This window comes from Paraburkholderia bryophila, from assembly GCF_013409255.1.
Taxonomy (GTDB): Bacteria; Pseudomonadota; Gammaproteobacteria; order Burkholderiales; family Burkholderiaceae; genus Paraburkholderia.
Genome location: NZ_JACCAS010000001.1, coordinates 4506149 through 4527517, shown reverse-complemented (window position 1 = coordinate 4527517; position 21369 = coordinate 4506149). Strand labels below are relative to the sequence as shown.

General features: G+C 63.4%; 16 protein-coding genes and 1 tRNA gene. 10 read left to right on the top strand and 7 right to left on the bottom strand.

All coding sequences use genetic code 11. From position 1 onward, the window contains the following. The first annotated feature begins 163 nt into the window (after positions 1-163). The 5 genes from fixL to folD all read left to right on the top strand — a co-directional run bounded on the left by fixL (position 164) and on the right by folD (position 7510). Entirely contained in the window at positions 164-2680 is a 2517-nt protein-coding gene (gene fixL, locus GGD40_RS20310; protein WP_208459106.1) for a PAS domain-containing sensor histidine kinase, read from the top strand. Beyond that, positions 2677-3321: an oxygen response regulator transcription factor FixJ gene (gene fixJ, locus GGD40_RS20305; protein WP_179703823.1), complete on the top strand. Its 645-nt coding sequence runs from the start codon at positions 2677-2679 to the stop codon at positions 3319-3321. Before fixL ends, fixJ begins: the two co-directional genes overlap by 4 nt. Positions 3322-3982: 661 nt before the next feature. Continuing rightward, positions 3983-5326: a DUF3300 domain-containing protein gene (locus GGD40_RS20300; protein ID WP_179744692.1), complete on the top strand. Its 1344-nt coding sequence runs from the start codon at positions 3983-3985 to the stop codon at positions 5324-5326. Positions 5327-5346: 20 nt separating this feature from the next. Continuing rightward, positions 5347-6291 carry a DUF2950 domain-containing protein gene (locus GGD40_RS20295; RefSeq protein ID WP_179744691.1) on the top strand — a complete coding sequence of 315 codons (945 nt, stop codon included), beginning with the start codon at positions 5347-5349 and terminating at the stop codon, positions 6289-6291. Between the two features lie 358 nt (positions 6292-6649). After that, positions 6650-7510, top strand: a complete 861-nt coding sequence (gene folD, locus GGD40_RS20290) for a bifunctional methylenetetrahydrofolate dehydrogenase/methenyltetrahydrofolate cyclohydrolase FolD (RefSeq protein WP_179703820.1) — start codon at positions 6650-6652, stop codon at positions 7508-7510. 142 nt (positions 7511-7652) lie between these two features. Here the strand turns inward: folD and GGD40_RS20285 are convergent, their stop codons facing one another. After that, on the bottom strand, positions 7653-8762 hold the full coding sequence (locus GGD40_RS20285; RefSeq protein ID WP_179703819.1) for an acyltransferase family protein: 1110 nt from the start codon (positions 8760-8762) through the stop codon (positions 7653-7655). 308 nt (positions 8763-9070) lie between these two features. On the opposite strand from GGD40_RS20285, the gene GGD40_RS20280 reads away from it, so the two are divergent. Next, entirely contained in the window at positions 9071-11179 is a 2109-nt protein-coding gene (locus GGD40_RS20280; RefSeq protein WP_179744690.1) for a M3 family metallopeptidase, read from the top strand. Positions 11180-11300: 121 nt separating this feature from the next. Here GGD40_RS20280 and GGD40_RS20275 read toward each other — a convergent pair whose 3' ends face one another. After that, positions 11301-12593: an amidohydrolase family protein gene (locus GGD40_RS20275; RefSeq protein WP_179744689.1), complete on the bottom strand. Its 1293-nt coding sequence runs from the start codon at positions 12591-12593 to the stop codon at positions 11301-11303. A gap of 222 nt (positions 12594-12815) precedes the next feature. On the opposite strand from GGD40_RS20275, the gene GGD40_RS20270 reads away from it, so the two are divergent. Then, positions 12816-13514, top strand: a complete 699-nt coding sequence (locus GGD40_RS20270; RefSeq protein ID WP_179744688.1) for an aspartate/glutamate racemase family protein — start codon at positions 12816-12818, stop codon at positions 13512-13514. A gap of 132 nt (positions 13515-13646) precedes the next feature. Here GGD40_RS20270 and GGD40_RS20265 read toward each other — a convergent pair. Both GGD40_RS20265 and GGD40_RS20260 read right to left on the bottom strand, forming a co-directional pair. Then, positions 13647-13723 (bottom strand) — tRNA-Met (locus tag GGD40_RS20265). Between the two features lie 103 nt (positions 13724-13826). Further along, positions 13827-14114, bottom strand: a complete 288-nt coding sequence (locus GGD40_RS20260; protein WP_035546527.1) for a hypothetical protein — start codon at positions 14112-14114, stop codon at positions 13827-13829. Between the two features lie 183 nt (positions 14115-14297). On the opposite strand from GGD40_RS20260, the gene xth reads away from it, so the two are divergent. After that, the gene (xth, locus tag GGD40_RS20255; RefSeq protein WP_179744687.1) at positions 14298-15074 is read left to right on the top strand and encodes an exodeoxyribonuclease III; all 777 of its coding nucleotides are present in this window, start codon (positions 14298-14300) and stop codon (positions 15072-15074) included. Positions 15075-15191: 117 nt separating this feature from the next. Here xth and GGD40_RS20250 read toward each other — a convergent pair whose 3' ends face one another. Then, positions 15192-17288, bottom strand: a complete 2097-nt coding sequence (locus GGD40_RS20250; RefSeq protein WP_179744686.1) for a prolyl oligopeptidase family serine peptidase — start codon at positions 17286-17288, stop codon at positions 15192-15194. 239 nt (positions 17289-17527) lie between these two features. Between GGD40_RS20250 and GGD40_RS20245 the strand changes: the two genes are divergently transcribed. Together GGD40_RS20245 and GGD40_RS20240 are read left to right on the top strand one after the other, a co-directional pair. Beyond that, the gene (locus GGD40_RS20245; protein WP_179744685.1) at positions 17528-17911 is read left to right on the top strand and encodes a hypothetical protein; all 384 of its coding nucleotides are present in this window, start codon (positions 17528-17530) and stop codon (positions 17909-17911) included. Positions 17912-17913: 2 nt separating this feature from the next. Beyond that, positions 17914-18387, top strand: a complete 474-nt coding sequence (locus tag GGD40_RS20240) for a hypothetical protein (RefSeq protein ID WP_179703807.1) — start codon at positions 17914-17916, stop codon at positions 18385-18387. Positions 18388-18456: 69 nt separating this feature from the next. Here the strand turns inward: GGD40_RS20240 and ntrC are convergent, their stop codons facing one another. Then, on the bottom strand, positions 18457-19968 hold the full coding sequence (gene ntrC / locus GGD40_RS20235) for a nitrogen regulation protein NR(I) (protein WP_179744684.1): 1512 nt from the start codon (positions 19966-19968) through the stop codon (positions 18457-18459). A gap of 36 nt (positions 19969-20004) precedes the next feature. After that, positions 20005-21147 carry a nitrogen regulation protein NR(II) gene (glnL, locus tag GGD40_RS20230; RefSeq protein WP_179703806.1) on the bottom strand — a complete coding sequence of 381 codons (1143 nt, stop codon included), beginning with the start codon at positions 21145-21147 and terminating at the stop codon, positions 20005-20007. Positions 21148-21369 lie beyond the last annotated feature (222 nt).

The following is a 21369-nucleotide window of genomic DNA, read 5'->3' as shown; positions in this document are numbered from 1 at the left end:
TTTCGAATTGCGAGATCACTTCTCATAATGCGGAAAATTGCTGCGGCGCAACCTGAATTGACTGCCCTTCGACGGATACGTCGGCTAGTTTGCGCCGATTAATGGCACTTTCAGCGCTTTTTTGCGCCATTTGCTAGCGACCTGCTGCGCTACAATGCCACGCATGTTGACCGAACGGCTTTTCGCTCGCTCGGCGCGCACCGCGGGTTCGCCGGCGGATTCGACGCCGTCCTCCCGCTGGCACCATGGACCATGGTGGTCGAATTCCTATTTGCTGACGCCGCTCCTGTCGATCCTGGTGTTTCTGGTCGTCATGAGTCTGATTTTGTGGAGCCTGAATCGGCGCGAACAGCAACAGCAGGAAGACACGCTTTATCGTAATGTTGCGTGGGCGCAGCAGCAGATCCGCCTGTCCATGACTGGCGCGCAGGAACAGATTCAGGCGCTGGCCCGCGATCTGGTCGCAGGCCACGCCGATCCGCATTCGTTCCAGGTGTCCACCACGGACATCATGCAGGGGCATCCCGAGATCCTCTACATGAACTGGTATACGAGCCAGCAGCAACCGCGCTGGCCCAATACCGCACTGCCCGTGTTCGGCCAGCGTCTCGCCAAGCCGAACGACGCGCAAATGGACGAGGCGGTCAAAGCCGCCTTCACCGAGGCGCGCAACACGCGCCGCCAGGTCTACTCCCCGCTGATCTACGACGACGTCGGCAACGGCTACATCACGCTGCAAACGCCGGTGTTCCGCGACCGCGACTTTCTCGGCACGATTGCCGCCGTGTTCTCGGTGGAAGGCATCCTGAAGCACGACATTCCGCCCGAGTTGTCGGCTAAATACAAAATCTCGATCATCGACGTGAACAACCGCGAGTTGACCACCACGTCGACCCGCCCGCGCCTGCCGCGCGACATGTTCTACGATCTGCCGCTCGACCCGCCGGGCCAGGGCGTCTCGGTGCGCGTCTACGCGTTCCCGCAGATGACCAACTTCACCAACAACACGCTCGTCTGGCTGGTGGCCGGCCTGTCGTGCTTCGTGCTGTGGAGTCTGTGGAGTTTGTGGAAGCACACGCGGCAACGTTTCGAAGCGCAGCAGGCGCTGTACGCCGAAGCGTTCTTCCGCCGCGCGATGGAAAACTCCGTGCTGATCGGTATGCGCGTGCTCGATATGCACGGCCGCATCACTCACGTGAATCCGGCGTTCTGCCGCATGACCGGCTGGGACGAAAGCGACCTGGTCGGCAAGAACGCGCCGTTCGCCTACTGGCCGCGCGATTCGTACCCGGAAATGCAACGCCAGCTCGATATGACGCTGCGCGGCAAGGCGCCGTCGTCGGGCTTCGAACTGCGGGTGCGCCGCAAAGACGGTTCGACGTTCCACGCCCGTCTCTATGTATCGCCGCTGATCGACAGCTCGGGCCGCCAGACCGGCTGGATGTCGTCGATGACCGACATCACCGAACCGAAACGCGCGCGCGAAGAACTCGCCGCCGCGCACGAACGCTTCACCACGGTGCTCGAAAGCCTCGACGCGGCCGTGTCCGTGCTGGCCGCCGACGAAGCCGAGCTGCTGTTCGCCAACCGCTACTACCGCCATCTGTTCGGGATTCGTCCGGACGGCCATCTGGAATTGGCGGGCGGCGGGTTCGATAGCGCACAGGCCTCGTCCGATTCGATCGATATGGTGGATACCTATGCGGGTCTGCCCGCCGCGGCGCTGACCGAAAGCACCGCCGACGCACAGGAAATCTACGTGCAAAGCGCCCAGAAATGGTTCGAAGTGCGCCGCCAGTACATTCAGTGGGTGGACGGCCACCTCGCGCAGATGCAGATCGCGACCGACATCACCACCCGCAAGCAGGCGCAGGAACTGTCGCGCCAGCAGGACGAAAAACTGCAGTTCACCAGCCGCCTGATGACCATGGGCGAAATGGCCTCGTCGCTCGCACACGAACTGAATCAGCCGCTCGCCGCGATCAATAACTATTGCTCCGGCACCGTCGCGCTGGTTAAATCCGGTCGAACCACGCCCGACAATCTGCTGCCGGTGCTCGAAAAGACTGCCCAACAGGCGGTGCGGGCAGGCATGATCATCCGGCGGATTCGCGAGTTCGTGAAACGCAGCGAGCCGAAGCGGCAAGCCACGCGCGTCGCCGATATCGTCGCGGACGCGGTGGGCCTGGCCGAGATCGAAGTGCGCAAGCGGCGGATTCGCATCGTCACCGATCTGCGCTCGCGTCTGCCGGTGATCTACGTCGACCCGGTGCTGATCGAGCAGGTGCTGGTCAACCTGCTGAAGAACGGCGCCGAAGCCATGGCCGAAGCGCGCCCGAATGCCGTCGATCCGGTGATCCGCGTGGTCGTGCGACTGGAGAGCGGGTTTGTCTGCATCAGTGTCGTCGACCAGGGTCCGGGCGTCGACGAAGCAACAGCCGAGCGGCTGTTCGAACCGTTTTACAGCACCAAGTCCGATGGTATGGGCATGGGGCTGAACATTTGCCGTTCGATTATCGAATCGCACCGCGGTCGTCTGTGGGTGGTCAACAACGTCGAGTCCGACGGTCACATCACAGGCGCCACGTTCCATTGCAGTCTGCCTATTGGAGAGCCTGACGGCCCGAGCAACGGCGGGTCAGAGGCGCCGACACCACAAACCGTTACGGGAGAGCTATGAACAGCCCAGTCACCACACAGGAAACCGTCTTTGTCGTCGACGACGATGAGGCCGTACGAGATTCGCTGCGCTGGCTACTGGAGGCGAACGGCTACCGCGTGCAATGCTTCTCCGGTGCCGAGCAGTTCCTCGACGCCTGGCATCCGCATCAGCAACCGGGCCAGATCGCGTGTCTGATTCTCGATGTACGGATGTCCGGCATGAGCGGACTCGAATTGCAGGAACGCCTGATCGCCGACAATGCTGTGTTGCCGATCATCTTCGTGACGGGCCACGGCGATGTGCCGATGGCAGTGTCGACGATGAAAAAAGGCGCGATGGACTTCATCGAAAAACCGTTCGACGAAGCCGAGTTGCGCAAGCTGGTCGAGCGCATGCTCGACAAGGCGCGCAGCGAAAGCAGCAGCGTGCAGCAACAGCGCGCCGCCGCCGAGCGTCTGGGCAAGCTGACCGCACGTGAGCACCAGGTGCTGGAGCGCATCATCGCCGGCCGCCTGAACAAGCAGATCGCCGACGACCTCGGCATCAGCATCAAGACGGTCGAAGCGCATCGCGCGAACATCATGGAAAAGCTCAACGTCAACACGGTCGCCGATCTGCTGCGACTGGCGCTGTCGAACAAGCCGCAACAGGCGCAGTAAGACCGGCAGCGGCGCTCGCCGCTTCACGCCGATCTGAAATCTGAACAGTGGAACACGGCCGGACTCGCAACATGGTCCGGCCCAAGGCGCTCTCGCCCGCCATGGGTGTGCGCTGCCATGCTTGTCACTTTAGTCTGCTGCCCTGCTTCTCACCTTCCCCGTTGCTTCGCTTCCCGGCCACTCCGCCGCTCTCCCGCACCGCAGTAAAAATTCAGCGCCTTGCTTCGACACGCGAGCCCGTTCGAATCGTTACGCATGACTCAGCAATCGCTTACACGCGTCTGAAACCACGTTTTCCTCTGACGTGATTGACAAGCCTCGCTGCGCGCCCTAATTTAAACAGAGCGCCTAAACGGGAATGGCTGATGCACGATCAACACGGAATGACGTGCCGCGAACGCCGCATGCAGGGTCGACCGACCCTGCAAAGCAACGGCCATCGCACATTCAGCCTATTCGCGCCCTTCCCGCGTCTCACCCGCCTTGCCGCCGCAACGCTAAACGCGTGCCGTCCCGCCTCGCCGCTGCCTGTTTTTACGCAGTCGTTTGCTCCGCCGTTTGCTCGACCGTTTGCACCGTCGTTTGCTCCATTGCCGTGAACCGGCGCAGCGCTAGCTGCGCATCGACGTCTCGCGTCTTATACAACCGGGAGGATTTCATCGTGAAACGATCCGGAGCACACCGCTCGCGGGTGATGCTGGTTTGCGCCGCTCTGGCCGGTGCGCCACTCTTCATCGGACTGCTCGCGCCGAGCGCGGTCCATGCGCAAAGCGCGCCGAAGATGTCGAACCAGCAACTCGACTCGCTGACCGCGCCAATCGCGCTCTATCCCGACGCGCTGCTCGCCCAGGTGCTGATGGCCTCCACTTTTCCGCAGGACGTGCAGGCCGCGGCCGCGTGGTCGAAAGCGAACTCGAAGCTGCAAGGCGACGACGCGGTCAAGGCCGTCGCCGCCGAACCGTGGGATCCGAGCGTGCAGTCGCTGGTCGCGTTTCCGCAGGTGCTCGCCACGATGGCCTCGAAACCCGACTGGGTCGCGCAACTGGGCACCGCTTTTCTCGGCCAGTCCAACGACGTGATGGACTCCGTGCAGCGTTTGCGCAAGCAGGCGCAGGCCGCCGGCAATCTGAAGACGAGCTCGCAGCAGAAGGTCGTGGTCGAACAGAGCACGATTCAGATCGTGCCGGCCAATCCGCAGGTGGTGTACGTGCCGACCTATAACCCGACGGTGGTGTACGGCACCTGGCCTTACCCGGCGTATCCGCCGGTGTATGTGCCGCCGCCGCCCGGCTATGCGATCGCGAGCGGTCTCGCCGCGGGGCTCGCGTTCGGCGCCGGCGTCGCCGTGGCCAATTCGCTGTGGGGCGGCTTCAACTGGAACACGCATGACGTCAACATCAACGTCAATCGCTACAACAACGTCAACGTCAACAACCGGCTCAACGTCAACAGCAACACGACGAACTGGAACCGCAACGCCAACGTCAATCGCAACGTCAACAACGCGAATCTGAATCGCAACGGCAATAACAACCTCGGCGGCGCGCAGCGCGATGCCTACCGTGGCCGCGACGACGCGCGTTCCCAGGCGCAGCAAACCCTGCAGAATCGCACCGGGCAAAATCTGAGCGGCAATGCGAGCCAGCGCGTGCAAGGCATCCACCAGGGCGGCACGGCGAACGCCGATTTGCAGAATCGCGCGCAGAACGTCAATCGCGATAACGCGCTGCGCGGCTCCGGCGACGGCAACAATGCCCGTCAGGATATGCAGCGCGGCCAGTCGAGCCGCGATTCGCTCGCGAATCGCGGCGGTCAGCAACGCGCGGGGGGCGGCGTCGGTGCGAACGGTGGCGGTCAGCAACGCGCGGGCGGAGGGCTCGGCGCAAACGGCGGCGGCGTCCAGCGGGGTGGGGGCGGCGGTGGTGGCGCAGGCGGAGGCAGGCTCGGTGGTGGAGGCGGCGGCGGTGGCGGTGCCGGTGGACACCATTTCGGCCGCGGCCGTTGAACGATCAAGAGGAGTCTCTGATGATGCGCTTATCCCCACGCGGCGCGTTGCGCGCCCACCTTGCGACACTCGCCGCCGAGTTCGGCACGGCCGGCACGCTGCTGATGGCGTCGGCCTTGCTGATGGGCACGCCGGCCGCGCACGCTCAAGCGGTCTACCCCAGCGCCGACGACGCCGCCAACGCGTTCGTCGACGCCCTCTCGCGTAACGACGAAGGGGCGCTCAAACACGTGCTCGGCAGCGACTTCCATCGCTTCATTCCAACCGAGGGCATTGGCCAGGACGATATCTACGAGTTCCTCGGCGCATGGTCGAAGGGTCACCAGATCGTCGACGACCCGGCCACCGGCAACGGCCACGCGACCGCGCATCTGGCCGTCGGCGACAGCGGCTGGACCCTGCCGATTCCGCTCGTGCAGGCCGCGCACGGCTGGCGCTTCGATCCGCCCGCGGCGCGCAACGAGATGCTGACGCGCCGTATCGGCCGTAACGAGCGCGCGGCGATCCAGACCTCGCTCGCCTATCTCGATGCGCAAAACGATTATCACAACCTGACCCAGCGCTACGCCGAACGCTTCGTCAGTACGCCGGGACAGCACGACGGCCTGTACTGGGTGACGGCACCCGGCGAAACGGAAAGCCCGCTCGGCCCGCTCGCCGCGACGATGCCTAACGGCACGCTGCCCAAAGAGGCCTATCACGGCTATCACTACCGGATCCTGACCGCGCAGGGTGCGCACGCGAAGGGCGGCGCGCAGAACTATGTGGTGAACGGGTCGATGACCGGCGGGTTCGGACTGATCGCGTCGCCGGCCGACTATGGCAAGACCGGCGTGATGAGCTTCGTCGTCAATCAGGACGGTCAGGTGTATCAGAAGAACCTCGGCCCGCAGACCGCGCGGGCGGCGGCCACGATCCGGGCGTTCGATCCGGACGATAGCTGGCAGGCGGTGCAACAGCCTTAGAGGTGGCCATGGGGCTGCGGGCGGGCACCTGCCGGCCGCAATCGGTCTATCGCGTGTCGCGGCGGCGGTGGCATGCCAAAGCACGTTTCGAGGCGGCGCTGTCGTGCCGCCGTCCCGTCGCACTGTCTCCCTCCTTCAAGCGACCGACGCATGATCTACGTCGCTCGCGACCGGGAATCCGTCCACGGCGCGTCATGTAGGGCCGGTATAATGTCGGACTTCGCAGTGGCGCCTATCTCCGATTCGCGCCGCGCGCTTTTCATGCGGCGACCCGCTCCCGTCGAAAAGCGCCATCGCGTGGCGCGCTCCAGCGCCCGTGCGCTGCCCCGCTTTTCAAACTGCCCATCTCGACCCGACCATGACAGCCAAACTGATCGACGGCCTAGCCCTTTCCCAGACCCTGCGCGCCGACGTCGCCACGCGCGCCGCCGCGTTGACCGCCCGCGGCCATCAGCCGGGCCTCGCCGTGGTGCTGGTCGGCGACAATCCGGCTAGCGAAGTGTATGTGCGCAACAAGATCAAGGCCTGCCACGACAACGGCCTCGGTTCGTCGTTCGACCGTTATCCGGCCGATCTGCCGGAAGCCGAGCTGCTCGCGCGCATCGACGAACTGAACCGCGACCCGCGCATTCACGGCATTCTGGTGCAACTGCCGTTGCCGAAGCATATCGACAGCCACAAGGTGATCGAGGCGATCGCGCCCGAGAAAGACGTGGACGGCTTTCACGTCGCCAACGCCGGCGCGTTGATGACCGGTCAGCCGCTGTTCCGTCCGTGCACGCCGTACGGCGTGATGAAAATGCTCGCCGCCTACGAAATTCCGCTGCAAGGCGCAAACGCGGTGGTGATCGGCCGCTCGAACATCGTCGGCAAGCCGATGGCGCTGCTGTTGCTCGAAGCGGGCGCAACGGTCACGATCTGCCATAGCAAGACGCGCGATCTGGCCGCTCATACGCGCCATGCGGACGTGGTGGTTGCCGCCACCGGCCTGCGCAACATTCTGACGGCGGAAATGGTCAAGCCGGGCGCGGCGGTGATCGACGTCGGCATGAATCGCGACGAAGCCGGCAAGCTGTGCGGCGACGTCGATTTCGCGGGCGTCAAGGAAGTGGCCGGCTATATCACGCCGGTGCCGGGCGGCGTCGGCCCGATGACCATCACGATGCTGCTGGTCAACACGATCGAAGCCGCCGAGCGCGAAGCGGCCGCGAACGCATAACGCTGAAGAGGAAAGCCGGCGGAGTGGTTTTCGCCGGCAAGTGAGCGAAACGGCTGGCGCGAGTGCCGATTTCAAGATCCGCGGCACCTCCTCCGTGTCAACTACGGGCGCCCATTCCGGGCACCCTGCTGCCACCCTCGCCTCACGCCTGATCTCCCGCCGCCATGCCCTCGGCAAGCGGCGCCTCACGGCGCGCCAGCCTTGCGCGGCACCACTTCAGCACCGGCCGCTCCACGCAGTGCCACGACAGCGCCGCGCACAGCAGGATCAACGGCGCGGCGATCAGTAGCGACGTCACATGGCTCAACTGCGGCGCGATATTCGCGATGCATTGCTGCACCATGAAGCCGTACAGATAGATCCCATACGAGTAATCGTGACGCGGCACCAGGCGCCGCAGCAACGGCGTCGTACCGACCCACAGCACGCCGACCACGAAGGCCAGATAGAACAGCGGCTGCGCGCCGGCCGTATCGCGGAACACGAGAAACACCATCATCAGCCCAAGCGCCGTCAGGCCGCTAATGTTGATCCGTTCGCGCCATCCGTAGAGCAGCATCCCCAGCATGAAGAACGGCTCCGGCCAGAACGAATAGCCGCCGGGCGTTTCGCTGAAATCGCGCAGCCCGATCTGCAGATGCGGCACATGCACGCGCAGCACGAACGCCGCGCAACCCAGCGCCGCCGCCAGCGCCACTCCGCGCGCGCTGGACAGCAGCCCCAGCAGCCCGGTCACGAGCACGATCAGGTAGCAGCGCACTTCGAGCGGCAGCGTCCACAGCGGGCCGCAGATGTCGACGGGAAAGCGGTTGTGCTCGAACACGCCGGGCAGCGCCCAGCCGGTTTTCAGCACGATGGTCGAGAAGTTGTCGAGGTTGGCCCACGTCATGCCGGACGCGAAGTAGTCGCGCAGCGGCAACGTGGTGAACAACGGACCGATGACGAACACCGTCACCAGCGAGCCCACTGCCACCGCCGGCCACAAACGCGCAATGCGCAACGCCGCGAAGCGCGGCACCGAGCGTTGCCGGTCGAAGCTCGCGGTCACCAGCATGCCGCTCAGCAGGAAAAACGCGTACACGCCGAGCGCGCCGAAACCGTCGAAACCGAGCGCGTTCTGGATCCAGTCCGTGGTGCCGTCGGGCGCCTGCAGCAGATACGAGTGGCCATACACGACGGCCACGGCGGCCAGAAGGCGCACGAGGTCGAAGTTATTGCCGTTACGCGATAGAGCGTGCGAAAGCGGGTTCATCGATACCTCTCAGGCAGAAAACGTCGCCGACCGGTGACTGATGACCGGCAGCGACACGTCACTTTGCGGCACGGCAGCAATTTGCACCGTTCGCTGTCGCACAAACGGGCGGCGGCGCGGCGCTGTGCACGCGGAACAAGCTGATCTGATAATTTGTGTGCCGACGGATTGGAATCGGCGTGCCCTGCCCCAATAATGTCCCTACCGGGTGTAGGTCGCCGTCCCCTCGGGGACGCCCGCCGATGCACCGAAGCACCGAAGCACCGATCCACCGATTACCCGTTCACTCGCGTCAGACAGGAAGCCTTATGTCCACTACCCCCTCGAAGCACGACAATCCGCTCCTCGATTTCTCCGACCTGCCGCGTTTTGGCGACATCCGCCCCGAACACGTCACACCCGCGCTCGACGTGTTGCTCGCCGACGCGGCCGCCGCAGTCGAACGCGCCGCGCAGCCGATCACTCCCGCTTCGTGGACCGACGTGGTCGAACCGGTCGAGCGCGCCACCGAACCGCTGGCGCGCGCCTGGGGCGTGGTCGGCCATCTGAACGCCGTCGCCGACACGCCTGAGTTGCGCGCCGCCTACGGCGACAACCTGCCGCGCGTCACCGAATTCTGGTCGAGCGTCGGTCAGAATCTGGCGCTGTACGAAAAGTACAAGACCTTGCACGCCAGCAGCGACTTCGCGTCGCTCACCGGCGAGCGCAAGAAAATCCTCGGCAATGCGCTGCGCGACTTCCGTCTGTCCGGCGCGGAATTGCCGGAAGACCAGAAGCCGCATTTCGCTGAACTGCAGGAACGCCAGGCCGGGCTGTCGAAAGCATTCTCCGACCACGTGCTCGACGCGACCAACGCGTACGCGTATCTCGTCGAAGAAGGCGCCACCGAGCAACTGGCCGGCCTGCCGGAAGACGTGATCGAAGGCGCGAAAGAAGCCGCCGAACGCGACGGTAAAACCGGCTACAAATTCACGCTGCACTTCCCGTCGTATTTCCCGGTGATGCAGTACTCGGAAAATCGTCCAATGCGCGAAACGATGTATCGCGCCTACGTGACGCGCGCGTCCGAACTCGGGCCGCAATACGGCGGCGGCAAAGCGGCGTGGGACAACACCGCCGTGCTCGCCGACCAGTTGAAATTGCGCGCGGAAGAAGCGCACATGCTCGGCTACAACAACTTCGCCGAAGTCTCGCTCGCGCCGAAAATGGCCGAGTCGCCCGCGCAGGTCATGGCCTTCCTCGAAGACCTCGCCACGCGCGCGCGTCCGCATGCCGAGCAGGACTGGAAAGAGCTGCGCGAATTCGCCGCAAACGAACTCGGCATGAGCGAATTGCAGCCGTGGGACATGACGTTCGCCGCCGAACGTCTGCGCCAGCAGCGCTATTCGTTCTCTGAGAACGAGGTCAAGCAGTACTTCCCGGAAGACACGGTGTTCAAGGGCCTCTTCAAGGTGACCGAGACGCTGTTCGGCGTGCGCATCCGTCGCGACGAAGCAGCCGTGTGGCATCCGGACGTGCGCTTTTTCCGCGTCGAGAATCAGGACGGCGGCCTGGTCGCGCAGTTCTACCTCGATCTGTACGCACGCGAAGGCAAACGCGGCGGCGCCTGGATGGACGACGCGCGCGGCCGTCACCGGCACGCGCAAGGCGGCTTGCAGACGCCGGTCGCGTATCTGACCTGTAACTTCTCGGCGCCGGTCGGCGGCAAACCCGCCTGCTTCACGCACGACGAAGTGATCACGCTGTTCCACGAGTTCGGCCATGGTTTGCATCACATGCTGACGCGCGTCGACGAGCTGGGTGTGTCGGGCATCAATGGCGTGGAGTGGGACGCGGTCGAACTGCCGTCGCAATTCATGGAGAACTTCTGCTGGGAGTGGGACGTGCTCAGCGACATGACCTCGCACGTCGACACCGCCAAGCCGTTGCCGCGCGATCTGTTCGACAAGATGCTGGCCGCGAAGAACTTCCAGAGCGGGTTGGGCACGTTGCGCCAGATCGTGTTCTCGATGTTCGACATGCAACTGCATACCGGTTTCGATGCGTCCGGCACGCAGAACGCCACCGAACTCGCGAGCGAGATCAACGAGCGTTTCCACGTGGTGCCGCAGGCCGCGTTCTCGCGTTGGCCGAATACGTTCAGCCATATTTTCGCGGGCGGCTACGCGGCGGGCTACTACAGCTACAAGTGGGCCGAAGTGCTGTCGGCGGATGCGTACGCCGCGTTCGAGGAAGCGGCGCAAGCCGCGAGCGGCAGCGTGCTCGATCAGGCAACCGGCATGCGTTATCGCAAGGAGATTCTGGAGGTGGGCGGCAGCCGTCCGGCGATGGAGTCGTTCAAGGCGTTCCGCGGCCGCGAGCCGAATATCGACGCGTTGCTGCGTCATAGCGGCATGGCGCCTGGCGCGGAGCATTGATTGCGCGGTTCACGCTAGCGCTCGAGCGGTCCGTTGAGCGTTTGCATGCTTGATCGCGGTCGATAAAAAGCCGGTGATTTGCTCTCGCAAATCACCGGCTTTTCTTTTCCCCGTACTGCGGCTAATCGCGATGCAGCTTGAAATCCACCTGCTCAGGCCGCCCTTCCAGCGACAACGCCGCGCGCGCAGCCGGCGCACGGCTCACCACCTTGCCGCGGCTCACCACCGCAAGCCGCGCGGCGCGCAAGCGGATCGCCTCGACCGGATCGCGCGCATCGAGCAGCACGAGATTCGCCGCGCATCCCGGCGCGATCCCGTAGCCCTCCAGACCGAGAATACGCGCCGCATTCACCGTGACCGCGTCGAAACACTTCTGCATACCGTCGACGCCCGTCATCTGCGCGACGTGCAGGCCCATGTGCGCGACTTCGAGCATGTCGCCCGAGCCGAGGCTGTACCACGGGTCCATCACGCAATCGTGGCCGAACGCGACCGTGATGCCGGCGGCCATCATCTCCGGCACGCGTGTCATGCCGCGCCGTTTCGGATACGTATCGCTGCGGCCTTGCAGCGTGATGTTGATCAGCGGATTCGCGATCGCGGCGACGCCCGCTTCGCGCATGAGCGGCAGCAGCTTGCTGACGTAGTAGTTGTCCATTGAATGCATCGACGTCAGATGCGAGCCGGTCACTCGCCCTTGCAAGCCGAGCCGGTGCGTTTCGGCGGCGAGCGTTTCGATGTGGCGGGACATCGGGTCGTCCGATTCGTCGCAGTGCATGTCGACGCGCAAGCCCTGCCCCGCCGCGTACTCGCACAGCAGCCGCACGGACTGCGCGCCGTCGGCCATGGTGCGCTCGAAATGCGGAATACCGCCGACCACGTCGACGCCCATCGCGATCGCGCGCTTCAGGTTCTCGAACGCGCCCGCGTTGCGCAGCACGCCGTCTTGCGGAAAGGCCACGAGTTGCAGGTCGAGATACGGCGCGACGCGGCGTTTTACTTCAACTAGCGCCTCGACGGCGAGCAGGCGCGGATCGCACACGTCGACGTGACTGCGGATCGCCAGCAGCCCGCGTGCGACGGCCCAATCACAGTACTGCAGCGCGCGTTCGATCAACGCTTCCTGCGTCAGGTCCGGCTTCAGTTCGCCCCACAGCGCGATGCCTTCGAGCAAGGTGCCCGACGCGTTCACGCGCGGCAAGCCGTACGACAGCGTCGCGTCCATGTGGAAATGCGGATCGACGAACGGCGGCGTGACGAGCGAGCCGGCGGCGTCGATTTCTTCGGCCGCGATGGCGGCCAGATTCGGCTCGACGGCGACGATGCGGCCGGCTTCGATGCCGATGTCGACCGTGTGCTTGTGGTGCGGCGCGGCGCCCGGCGGCAGCGTCGCGCGGCGGATGATCAGATCCATGTGTCGCTTCTCCCCATGCAACCCGTTGCGGTCGCTCCTCGATTGACACGATTCTATCGGCGTCAGAAACGCCGTGCCCACGTTTTATCACGTGGCCGTACCGGCGAGCAGCGGGCAATGCGTACCGGCTGCCCACGCCATCAGCCGCCTATACTCGGCCATTCAAACGGAGTGCGCGGGCTTCGCGCTACCGCATCCGTCATCTACTCGCGGAGCAGGCCTATGAAAACGATCGGTGTGATCGGCGGGATGAGTTGGGAATCGTCCGCCGAGTACTACAAGCTTATCAACCGCCACACGAAAGCACGCCTGGGCGGCCACCACAATGCGCGCAGCCTGATGGTCACGGTCGACTTCGCACCGATCGAGGCACTGCAGCGCACGGGCGACTGGCCCGCGCTCGGCGAGCAATTGGCCGATGCCGCACGCCAACTCGAACGCGGCGGCGCCGAACTCGTGATACTCGCGACCAACACGATGCATCGCGTGTGCGAAGCGATCGAGCAGGCGATCGACGTGCCGTTCCTGCACATCGCCGATCCGACCGGCGCTGCATTGCGCGCCGCGGGCATCGAGCGGGTCGGCTTGCTCGGCACACGCTATACGATGGAGCAGACGTTTTACACCGGCCGGCTGCGCGAGCGTCACGGGCTCGAAACACGGGTGCCCGATGAGGCCGAACGCGCGGACGTGCATCGCATCATTTACGACGAGCTGTGCCACGGCAAAGTGAAGGACGATTCGCGCGCGGTGTATCAGCGTGTGATCGAAACGCTGGCCGCGCGTGGCGCGCAAGCCGTGATTCTCGGCTGCACCGAGATTTCGTTGCTGATCAAACCGGAGGATTCTGTGTTGCCTGTGTTCGACACTACGGCGCTGCATGCGCAGGCGGCGGTGGAATGGGCGATTGAGTCGGCGTAGAGGTTGATGATGGGCGGGGGCTGTGCTGTGCGTTTTCAGATGCACTGCAAGCACTTTCATCGTTGAACAAATCACACGCCCAGAAGTCAAAAAGCCCGCATGACTTTCGTCATGCGGGCTTTCAACAATACTTGGTTGCGGGGGTAGGATTTGAACCTACGACCTTCGGGTTATGAGCCCGACGAGCTGCCAGACTGCTCCACCCCGCGTCAGAGAAAAAGAGTATAGCGTGGCGTCATCTAAACGTCAAACATTCGTGCGAATTATTTCATGCGACTGCTTCGCGCGACTGCGTACCTGTCCGTGCAACGCTCAAAGATCCTGCACCGTGGCGCCTTCCACTTTGCCGTCGATGATGTCCGCGCCGTACTGGCTCGCGCTACGTTTGGCGACGCCGAAATCGGAGAAGGTGGCAGGCAACACAAGACGGAATACGCGGCTCGCCGTCGAGCCGCTGATCGCGCCCGGCCGGCACACGCGTACGGCGACGTCGTAGCCTTCGGCATGACGCTTGTGGCCGTCGAATTTGTCGAAGGCCCGCGAGAACACCAGCGGGTGCACTTCGAAGTCCTTATAAAGCGCTGGATACCGTTCCGCCATGATGCCTCCCCGGTGCGCATGATCGCGCGTATGTGGTGTCTCACTATACGCCGCACCCCGAGGCGGTCGCGCTTTTATTTTCCGCTCGCCGCGCGGCATTTTTTCACTGCCGCGCCTTCACCACCGGTTCTGCCGCGCGATAAGATGCGGGACTATCGGAATCCCGCAGGAATGTGAGAGAAAATGAAAATCGCCACCTGGAACGTCAACTCCCTGAAAGTGCGCCAGCAACATGTGATCGACTGGCTCGAAGCCAGCGGCACCGACGTGCTGTGCCTGCAGGAACTGAAACTGACCGACGACAAATTCCCGCGCGCCGAACTCGAAGAGAAAGGCTACCGAAGCTGGTTCGCCGGCCAGAAGACCTATAACGGCGTCGGCATCGTGGTGCGCGCGGGCCTGAACGTCGACGAAGACAGTGTGGTGCGCAACATTCCTGGCTTCGAAGATCCGCAGCAGCGCGTGATTGCCGCGACGATCGAAGGCGTGCGCATCGTCTCCGCGTATTTCCCGAACGGCCAGGCGCCGGGCACCGACAAGTTCGCGTACAAGCTGCGCTGGCTCGCCGCGCTGCACGACTGGGTCGCGAGCGAGATGGCGCGGTCTCCGAAGTTCGCGCTACTCGGCGACTACAACATCGCGCCGGAAGATCGCGACGTGCACGATCCGAAAGCGTGGGAAGGCCAGAATCTGGTGTCGCCCGAAGAGCGCGCCGAGTTCGTGCGGCTGATCGCACTCGGTCTCACCGACGCGTTCCGTCAGTTCGAGCAGCCGGAGAAGATCTACTCGTGGTGGGATTACCGGATGATGGCGTTCCGGCGCAACGCGGGGATGCGCATCGACCATATTCTGCTGTCGAAGGCGCTCGCGGAGATCTGTACTTCGTGCGAGGTGGACAAAGTGCCGCGCAAGTGGGAGCAGCCGTCGGATCACGCGCCGGTGGTGGCCCAACTCGGCTGAATTCGGCTGAATCAGGCTGATTGTTTGCGGACAGGCGCAAAAACGCCCGGTGTAGAGACTTCGCCAACCAGAAGTCTTGCACCGGGCGTTTTCGCTTGACACCGTTCTTTCAGACCTCTATAGCACCGTCGACGCGCCGCTCAACGTCCGCCACAGAAACTCGAACACCATCGCATCGTGCTCGGCCTGCTCCAGCTCATCGGAGCCGCCGTGGCCGCCCTCCGTATTCTCCCGATACCAGACGCGCTCGTGTCCCTGCGCCTGCATGCGTGCGGCCATCTTGCGCGCGTGGCCGGGATGCACGCGGTCATCGGCCGTCGACGTGGTGAACAGCACCGGCGGGTACACCGTTTCCGCCGATACGCGGTGATACGGCGAATACGCGGCCAGCGCACGCGCTTCGTCGGGCTCGTCGGGGTCGCCGTATTCGTCGATCCATGACGCGCCCGCGTGCAGCAGGTGATAGCGGCTCATATCGAGCAACGGTACCTCACAGACCACCGCGCCGAACAGCTCGGGACGCTGCACCATGCACGCCGCCACCAGCAAGCCGCCATTGCTGCCGCCTTGAATGCCCAGTTGCGCGGCGCTCGTCACGCCGCTGGCGACCAGCGCAACGGCGACCGCCAGAAAATCATCGAATGCGCGCTGGCGCTGCGCGCCCTGCGCTTCCGTATGCCAGCGCGTGCCGAACTCGCCGCCGCCGCGAATATGCGCGACCACGTACACGCCGCCGCGCGCCAGCCAGCCGATGCCCTGCCCGGTCAGATAGCTCGGCAGCAACGGAATCGCGAAACCGCCGTAGCCGCTCAGTAGACAGGGGCGCAGCGACGCTTGCCCGGCACGTGGGCCGATCACCGTGTACGGCACGCGTGTGCCATCCGCGGAGATCGCATGTCCGCGCGTCACGGCGTACTGCGTCGCGTCGAATTGCGTCGGCCAGCGGTCGAGTAATTCCCATTCGCTCAGGTTCTCGCGCGTGAGGTCGGTGAGCCAATAGGCCGGTGGTTGCAGATAGTCGTCGGTGTCGACGAACACTTCGTCGTTGAGGGTCGGCTCGACCGGTGAAACGTCGGCTTGCGTATCGTCGCGCGATGGGAAAAGACGTTGTGCCCAATGCCACGTTTGATCGCTGTGCTGCGACGGCGTCCACAACAGCGTCCGGTTCTGCACGTCGTCCAGATACGAGACGATCAGATGGTTGCGCGTGTGCGTCCACTCGCAGGCGGACGTGAGCGGCGTCGGCGTGAACAACGGCACGACGTCGCGCTCGCCGCGCATGAACGCGTCCTCGCGAATGGCCAGCAACGAACCGCCCGGATGATGCACGCCGTTGCACTCCCAATCGAGGCGCGGTTCGAATAGCAGCCAGCCTTGCCAGCCGCCGACCCCGACGTGCGACGGCACCTCGTATCGATGCCACACATCGGGCGCCCCGCCGCTGTCGAGGTAGTAGGTGTACGAGTCGAAGAAATCGACGCTGCTCGCCACCGTGTGGCGCTGTTCGATCGGATCGTAATGCGCTTCCACGCCGATATCGCCGAACGCGGCCTTGAAGACGACAGGCGCATCGGCCAGTGCCGTGCCGCGGGTCCAGCGCCGCACCTCGCGCGGATAGCCCGAGCGCGTCAGCGTCTTACGACCGTTGTCCCAGCCGACGTAAAGCGTGTCCCGATCGATCCACGACGCCGTGTGCTTGCCGGCCTTCGCGATCGCGAAACCGCCGTCGACGAACTGCTGCGCGTCAATGTCGAACTCGCGCACCACCAGCGCATCCGAGCCGCCCGGCGACAGCGTGATCAACGCGCGATCGCCATCGGGATAAAGAATGTCGAGTTCGACGCAGACCCATGGCGTGCCTTCGGCGGCGCCGAGCGCGTCGAAGTCGAGCAGGGTCTGCCAGACCGGTGCGCCGCTGCGCCAGGCCGCCCATGTGGTGCGTCGCCAGATGCCTTTGGGGTTGCGCTCGTCCTGCCAGAGGTCGTACGCCCAATCCTTCCAGCGATCGGGAATCACCGGACGTTCGCGCGGCAGATAGGCGTCGGCGAGTTGCTGTTTGAGCGCTTCGAATTCGGCGTTATCGCACCACGCGGCGCGCGTGCTCGCGTTTTGCCGCTCGACCCAGGCGAGAGCGTCGGCGTCGTCGAGGTCTTCGAGCGACAGGAAAGGATCGGGGGAAAGCGGCCAGGAGAAAGAAGCGGGGGAAGCGGGCATCGTCGGCTGTCGGAGGAAAACAGCGTTGATTATGCCTTGTGGGGGGCGGGGGACGTTGGAACGCGTGGAGTACGTTGCTACCAGGTGACCGCATTCGCTACGATCAACTTCTCAACTCATTGCTCATTGCATCAATTTCGTCACAAAAGTGTGATGTTGTTGAAAATCTCAAGACGTGCATGATCTAATCGATCTTTCGATTTAACCGAATCCGACCAAATGCGAATTAGATATTCCGTATGAGCAAGCATGCACATAACCATCGTCAAATCAAACACAGCAAGAAGGGATGGATAGCAAAAAATCCCGCCGCGGTCCCCGTTACTTCTCAAAACGCGCTGCGCACCGCGATGTCACTTGAGGGCGTCCCGCTCACCGATTTCAACGATTTACTCTGGATCATGGCTCAAGAGTCAAGCGGCGTTGTCGGCACCCGCAATTCCGAATCGACTGCCCGAGGCCTCTTCCAATTGCTTCGCCCGCAATATGGACTGAATCCAAATGGTGAAAAATCATTTGGCAACGCGGTTGAAGAATGCCAAGGTGGAATTCGCTACTTGCTAGGCCGTTACCACACGGTTCAGGTCGCTCGAAAATTCTGGGAAAAACATCACTGGTATTGAATATGAAAAGGCTATTCCTCGCGTTATTTGTTTTGGCAATGTGCGGCATCGGCCGAACCTTCGCGGACGAACCTCTGCCCCGCTTCGACGCTTTCCCGGTCGAAAACGTATTCAACGGTCAACCCGCAAAAGTGAAGATTATTTCGGCGCGGGATCGCAAATTCGCCACTCGCCTGCGTCAGTTAAGCGGCCAGAAGCCAAACTACGCCGGGCACTACACGCTGGCGAGCTGGGGATGCGGTGCATCCTGCATTATGACTGTCGCGATCGACGCGAAAACCGGCGGTGTTATCTGGCTGCCGTTCACGGTCTGTTGCTGGGATGTCGACGTCAACGAACCGATTGAGTTCAGACGCGACAGCAGTCTGATCGTCGTGCACGGCAGTCGGAACGAGACCGGCGGCGGCGTCTACTATTACCGGCTGGAGGGTTCGGAATTCGTTCTGGTGAAGGCCGCCGAAAAGACCGCGTCGTAGCGGCAGCGACAAGGCTTTAAAGGTCAAGGCGGTGTACACACCGCCTTGACCGATCAAACTATTCACGCATTACGGCTCGAGATTCAACTCCTGAATCTTCCGCGTAATCGTATTGCGCCCGATCCCCAGCCGCTCAGCCGCCTCCACCTTGCGGCCCCGCGTGAAATCCAGCGCCTCGCGAATCACCGCCGCTTCAAAGCGTCGCGCGAGTTCGTCCATCACGTCCGCGGCGTTTTCACGCAGCATGCGCGCGACTTCGGTACGCAAGCCGCCTTCCCAGGCGCTCACCGTCGACGCGACCGGCACGCCGCCCGCTGCCGGATGCGCCGCCGCGCTGACGCCGTTGGTCGGCGCCGTGCCCGCCAGCCCCACCTCGCCCGCGCCAAGCACGCCGCCACCGCCGGTCAGATCGGAGACACCCACTTGCGCCGGACCGAGATCGGGCGGCAAGTCCTTGATCTCGATGGTCTGCGCGGGCGCCATCACCGTCAGCCAGTTGGCCAGATTTTCCAGTTGCCGCACGTTGCCCGGAAACGGCAACGACGCCAGATAAGCGAGCGCCTCTTCCGATACGCGCTTCGGCTCGACGCCGAGATCGCGCGCGCTCTTCTGCAGGAAGTGACGCGTGAGCAGCGGAATATCTTCGCTACGCTCACGCAAAGCCGGCAAGCGCAAACGGATCACATTGAGCCGGTGATACAAGTCCTCGCGGAACAAGCCCTGACGCACGCGCGATTCGAGATTCTGGTGCGTCGCCGCGATCACGCGCACATTCGCGCGCAACGGATTATGCCCGCCGACCCGATAAAACTGCCCATCCGACAGCACGCGCAACAAACGCGTTTGCAGATCGAACGGCATGTCGCCGATTTCATCGAGAAACAGCGTGCCGTTTTCGGCCTGCTCGAAACGCCCCTGGCGCATGGCCTGCGCGCCGGTGAACGCGCCGCGCTCGTGGCCGAACAGTTCGGATTCCAACAGATCCTTCGGAATCGCCGCGGTGTTCAGCGCGATGAACGGACCGTTCGCGCGTGGGCTATGCCGGTGCAACGCACGCGCGACCAGTTCCTTCCCGGTGCCTGATTCGCCGGTAATGAGCACGGTCGCCGCCGAATGGGACAAGCGGCCGATCGCGCGAAACATGTCCTGCATGGCCGGCGCCTGGCCGAGCATTTCCGGTGCTTCGGCGGGACGGTCGTCCCACGTCTGTTCGCCGCGCATGCTTTCGTCGACCGCGCGACGGATCAGTTCGACGGCCTTGTCGACATCGAACGGCTTGGCGAGATATTCGAACGCCCCGCCCTGGAACGCGGCGACCGCGCTGTCCAGATCCGAGAACGCAGTCATGATGATGACGGGCAAGCCCGGCACCTTCTCACGCACGGTTTGCAGCAATTCGAGACCGGAACCGCCCGGCATCCTGATGTCGGACACGAGCACTTGCGGGCTGTCGTGATCGAGCGCGGCGGAGGCCTCGCGCACGTTCGCGAAGCTGCGGGTCGCGAAGTTTTCGCGGGCGAGCGCTTTTTCGAGCACCCAGCGAATCGATTGATCGTCGTCTACTATCCAGATCGGCTTCATATAGGTCGGTCAGAAGTCTAGAGATACATTTTGGTTTTAGCAGTCGAGCGGCAGCAAAATCTGAAACTCGGTGTGGCCCGGCCGGCTATCCACTTCGATCAACCCATCGTGCTGTTGCACGAAAGTCTGCGCGAGCGTCAAACCGAGACCGCTACCATCCTCGCGCCCCGACACGAGCGGATAGAAGATACGGTCGCGGATTTCCTCAGGAATACCTGGGCCGTTGTCCGTGATACGCAAGTCCAGTGCCAGCTTACATAAGCGTTTCGACACGGTGATCTTGCGGGCAATGCGGGTGCGCAATTCGATCCGCGCGTCGCCTTGCGAAATGCGTTCGCGCAGCGCTTCGGCCGCATTGCGCACAATGTTCAGCAGCGCCTGGATCAGTTGTTCCTTGTCGCCGCGCAAGTCGGGCACACTCACGTCGTAATCGCGTTCGATCGTCAGGCCGCGCGGAAACTCCGCGAGAATCACCTGGCGCACGCGCTCGCACACTTCGTGAATATTCACGTCGCCAACGATATGCGGATGACGGTGCGGTTCGAGCAAGCGGTCGACCAGCGTCTGCAACCGGTCCGACTCCTTGATGATGACCTGCGTGTACTCGCGCAACTCGTCGCGCTGACGCTCGCTGAGTTCGAACTCGAGCAGTTGCGCCGCGCCGCGAATTCCGCCGAGCGGGTTCTTGATTTCGTGCGCGAGATTGCGGATCAGTTGCTTGTTGACCGCCGTGAGGTCGTTGATGCGTTCCTCACGATCGGTGCGCAGATGCCGCTCGTTCTCGAACAGTTCGAGCAGCACGTAATCTTGCGCGCTCTCCAGAAAGCCGACGATCGCATGCACATGCAGCGGCTCGTGGCCAGGGCGCTCAAGTACGGCGTCGAGATGGGTCGCGTGAAAACGGTTGGCGGCGATCGCGGAAATGGTCGCGACCAGTTCGTCCCCGTTGGAGAAGATCTCCCCCCACGCCATCTGCGTCAGTTGCTTGCGCGAGAGTTCGAGCATCGACTCCGCGGACGGATTCGCAAACGCGACGCGCAGCGTGCGCTTGTCGAGCACCAGCACGACCGTGGGCAACGCCTCGAAGCCCGGCAACAAACCGGAGCCGACGAGTTGGACGTCGTCCGACAGCGACTGCTCGTGCCCTTTCCTTGCCTTGATCAAATTCTTAAGAACCATCTTGCAGTCTGGCCGATAGGAGATGGTGATGAAACGGGGTGTCAGCTAATTCGGTTGCCTTTGCTGCTTGTGCTGCTTGTGCTGCCTTTGCTGCTCAAACCATGACGCGGCGTATGGACCACGCACGCTGCGACGAAGCCGCAAACGTTGTGCACGCTCTAACAAAAAAGGGACGGCGCCGCCGTCCCTTCGTGACCGATCGCGAGCGTCGGGTCAAGCGCT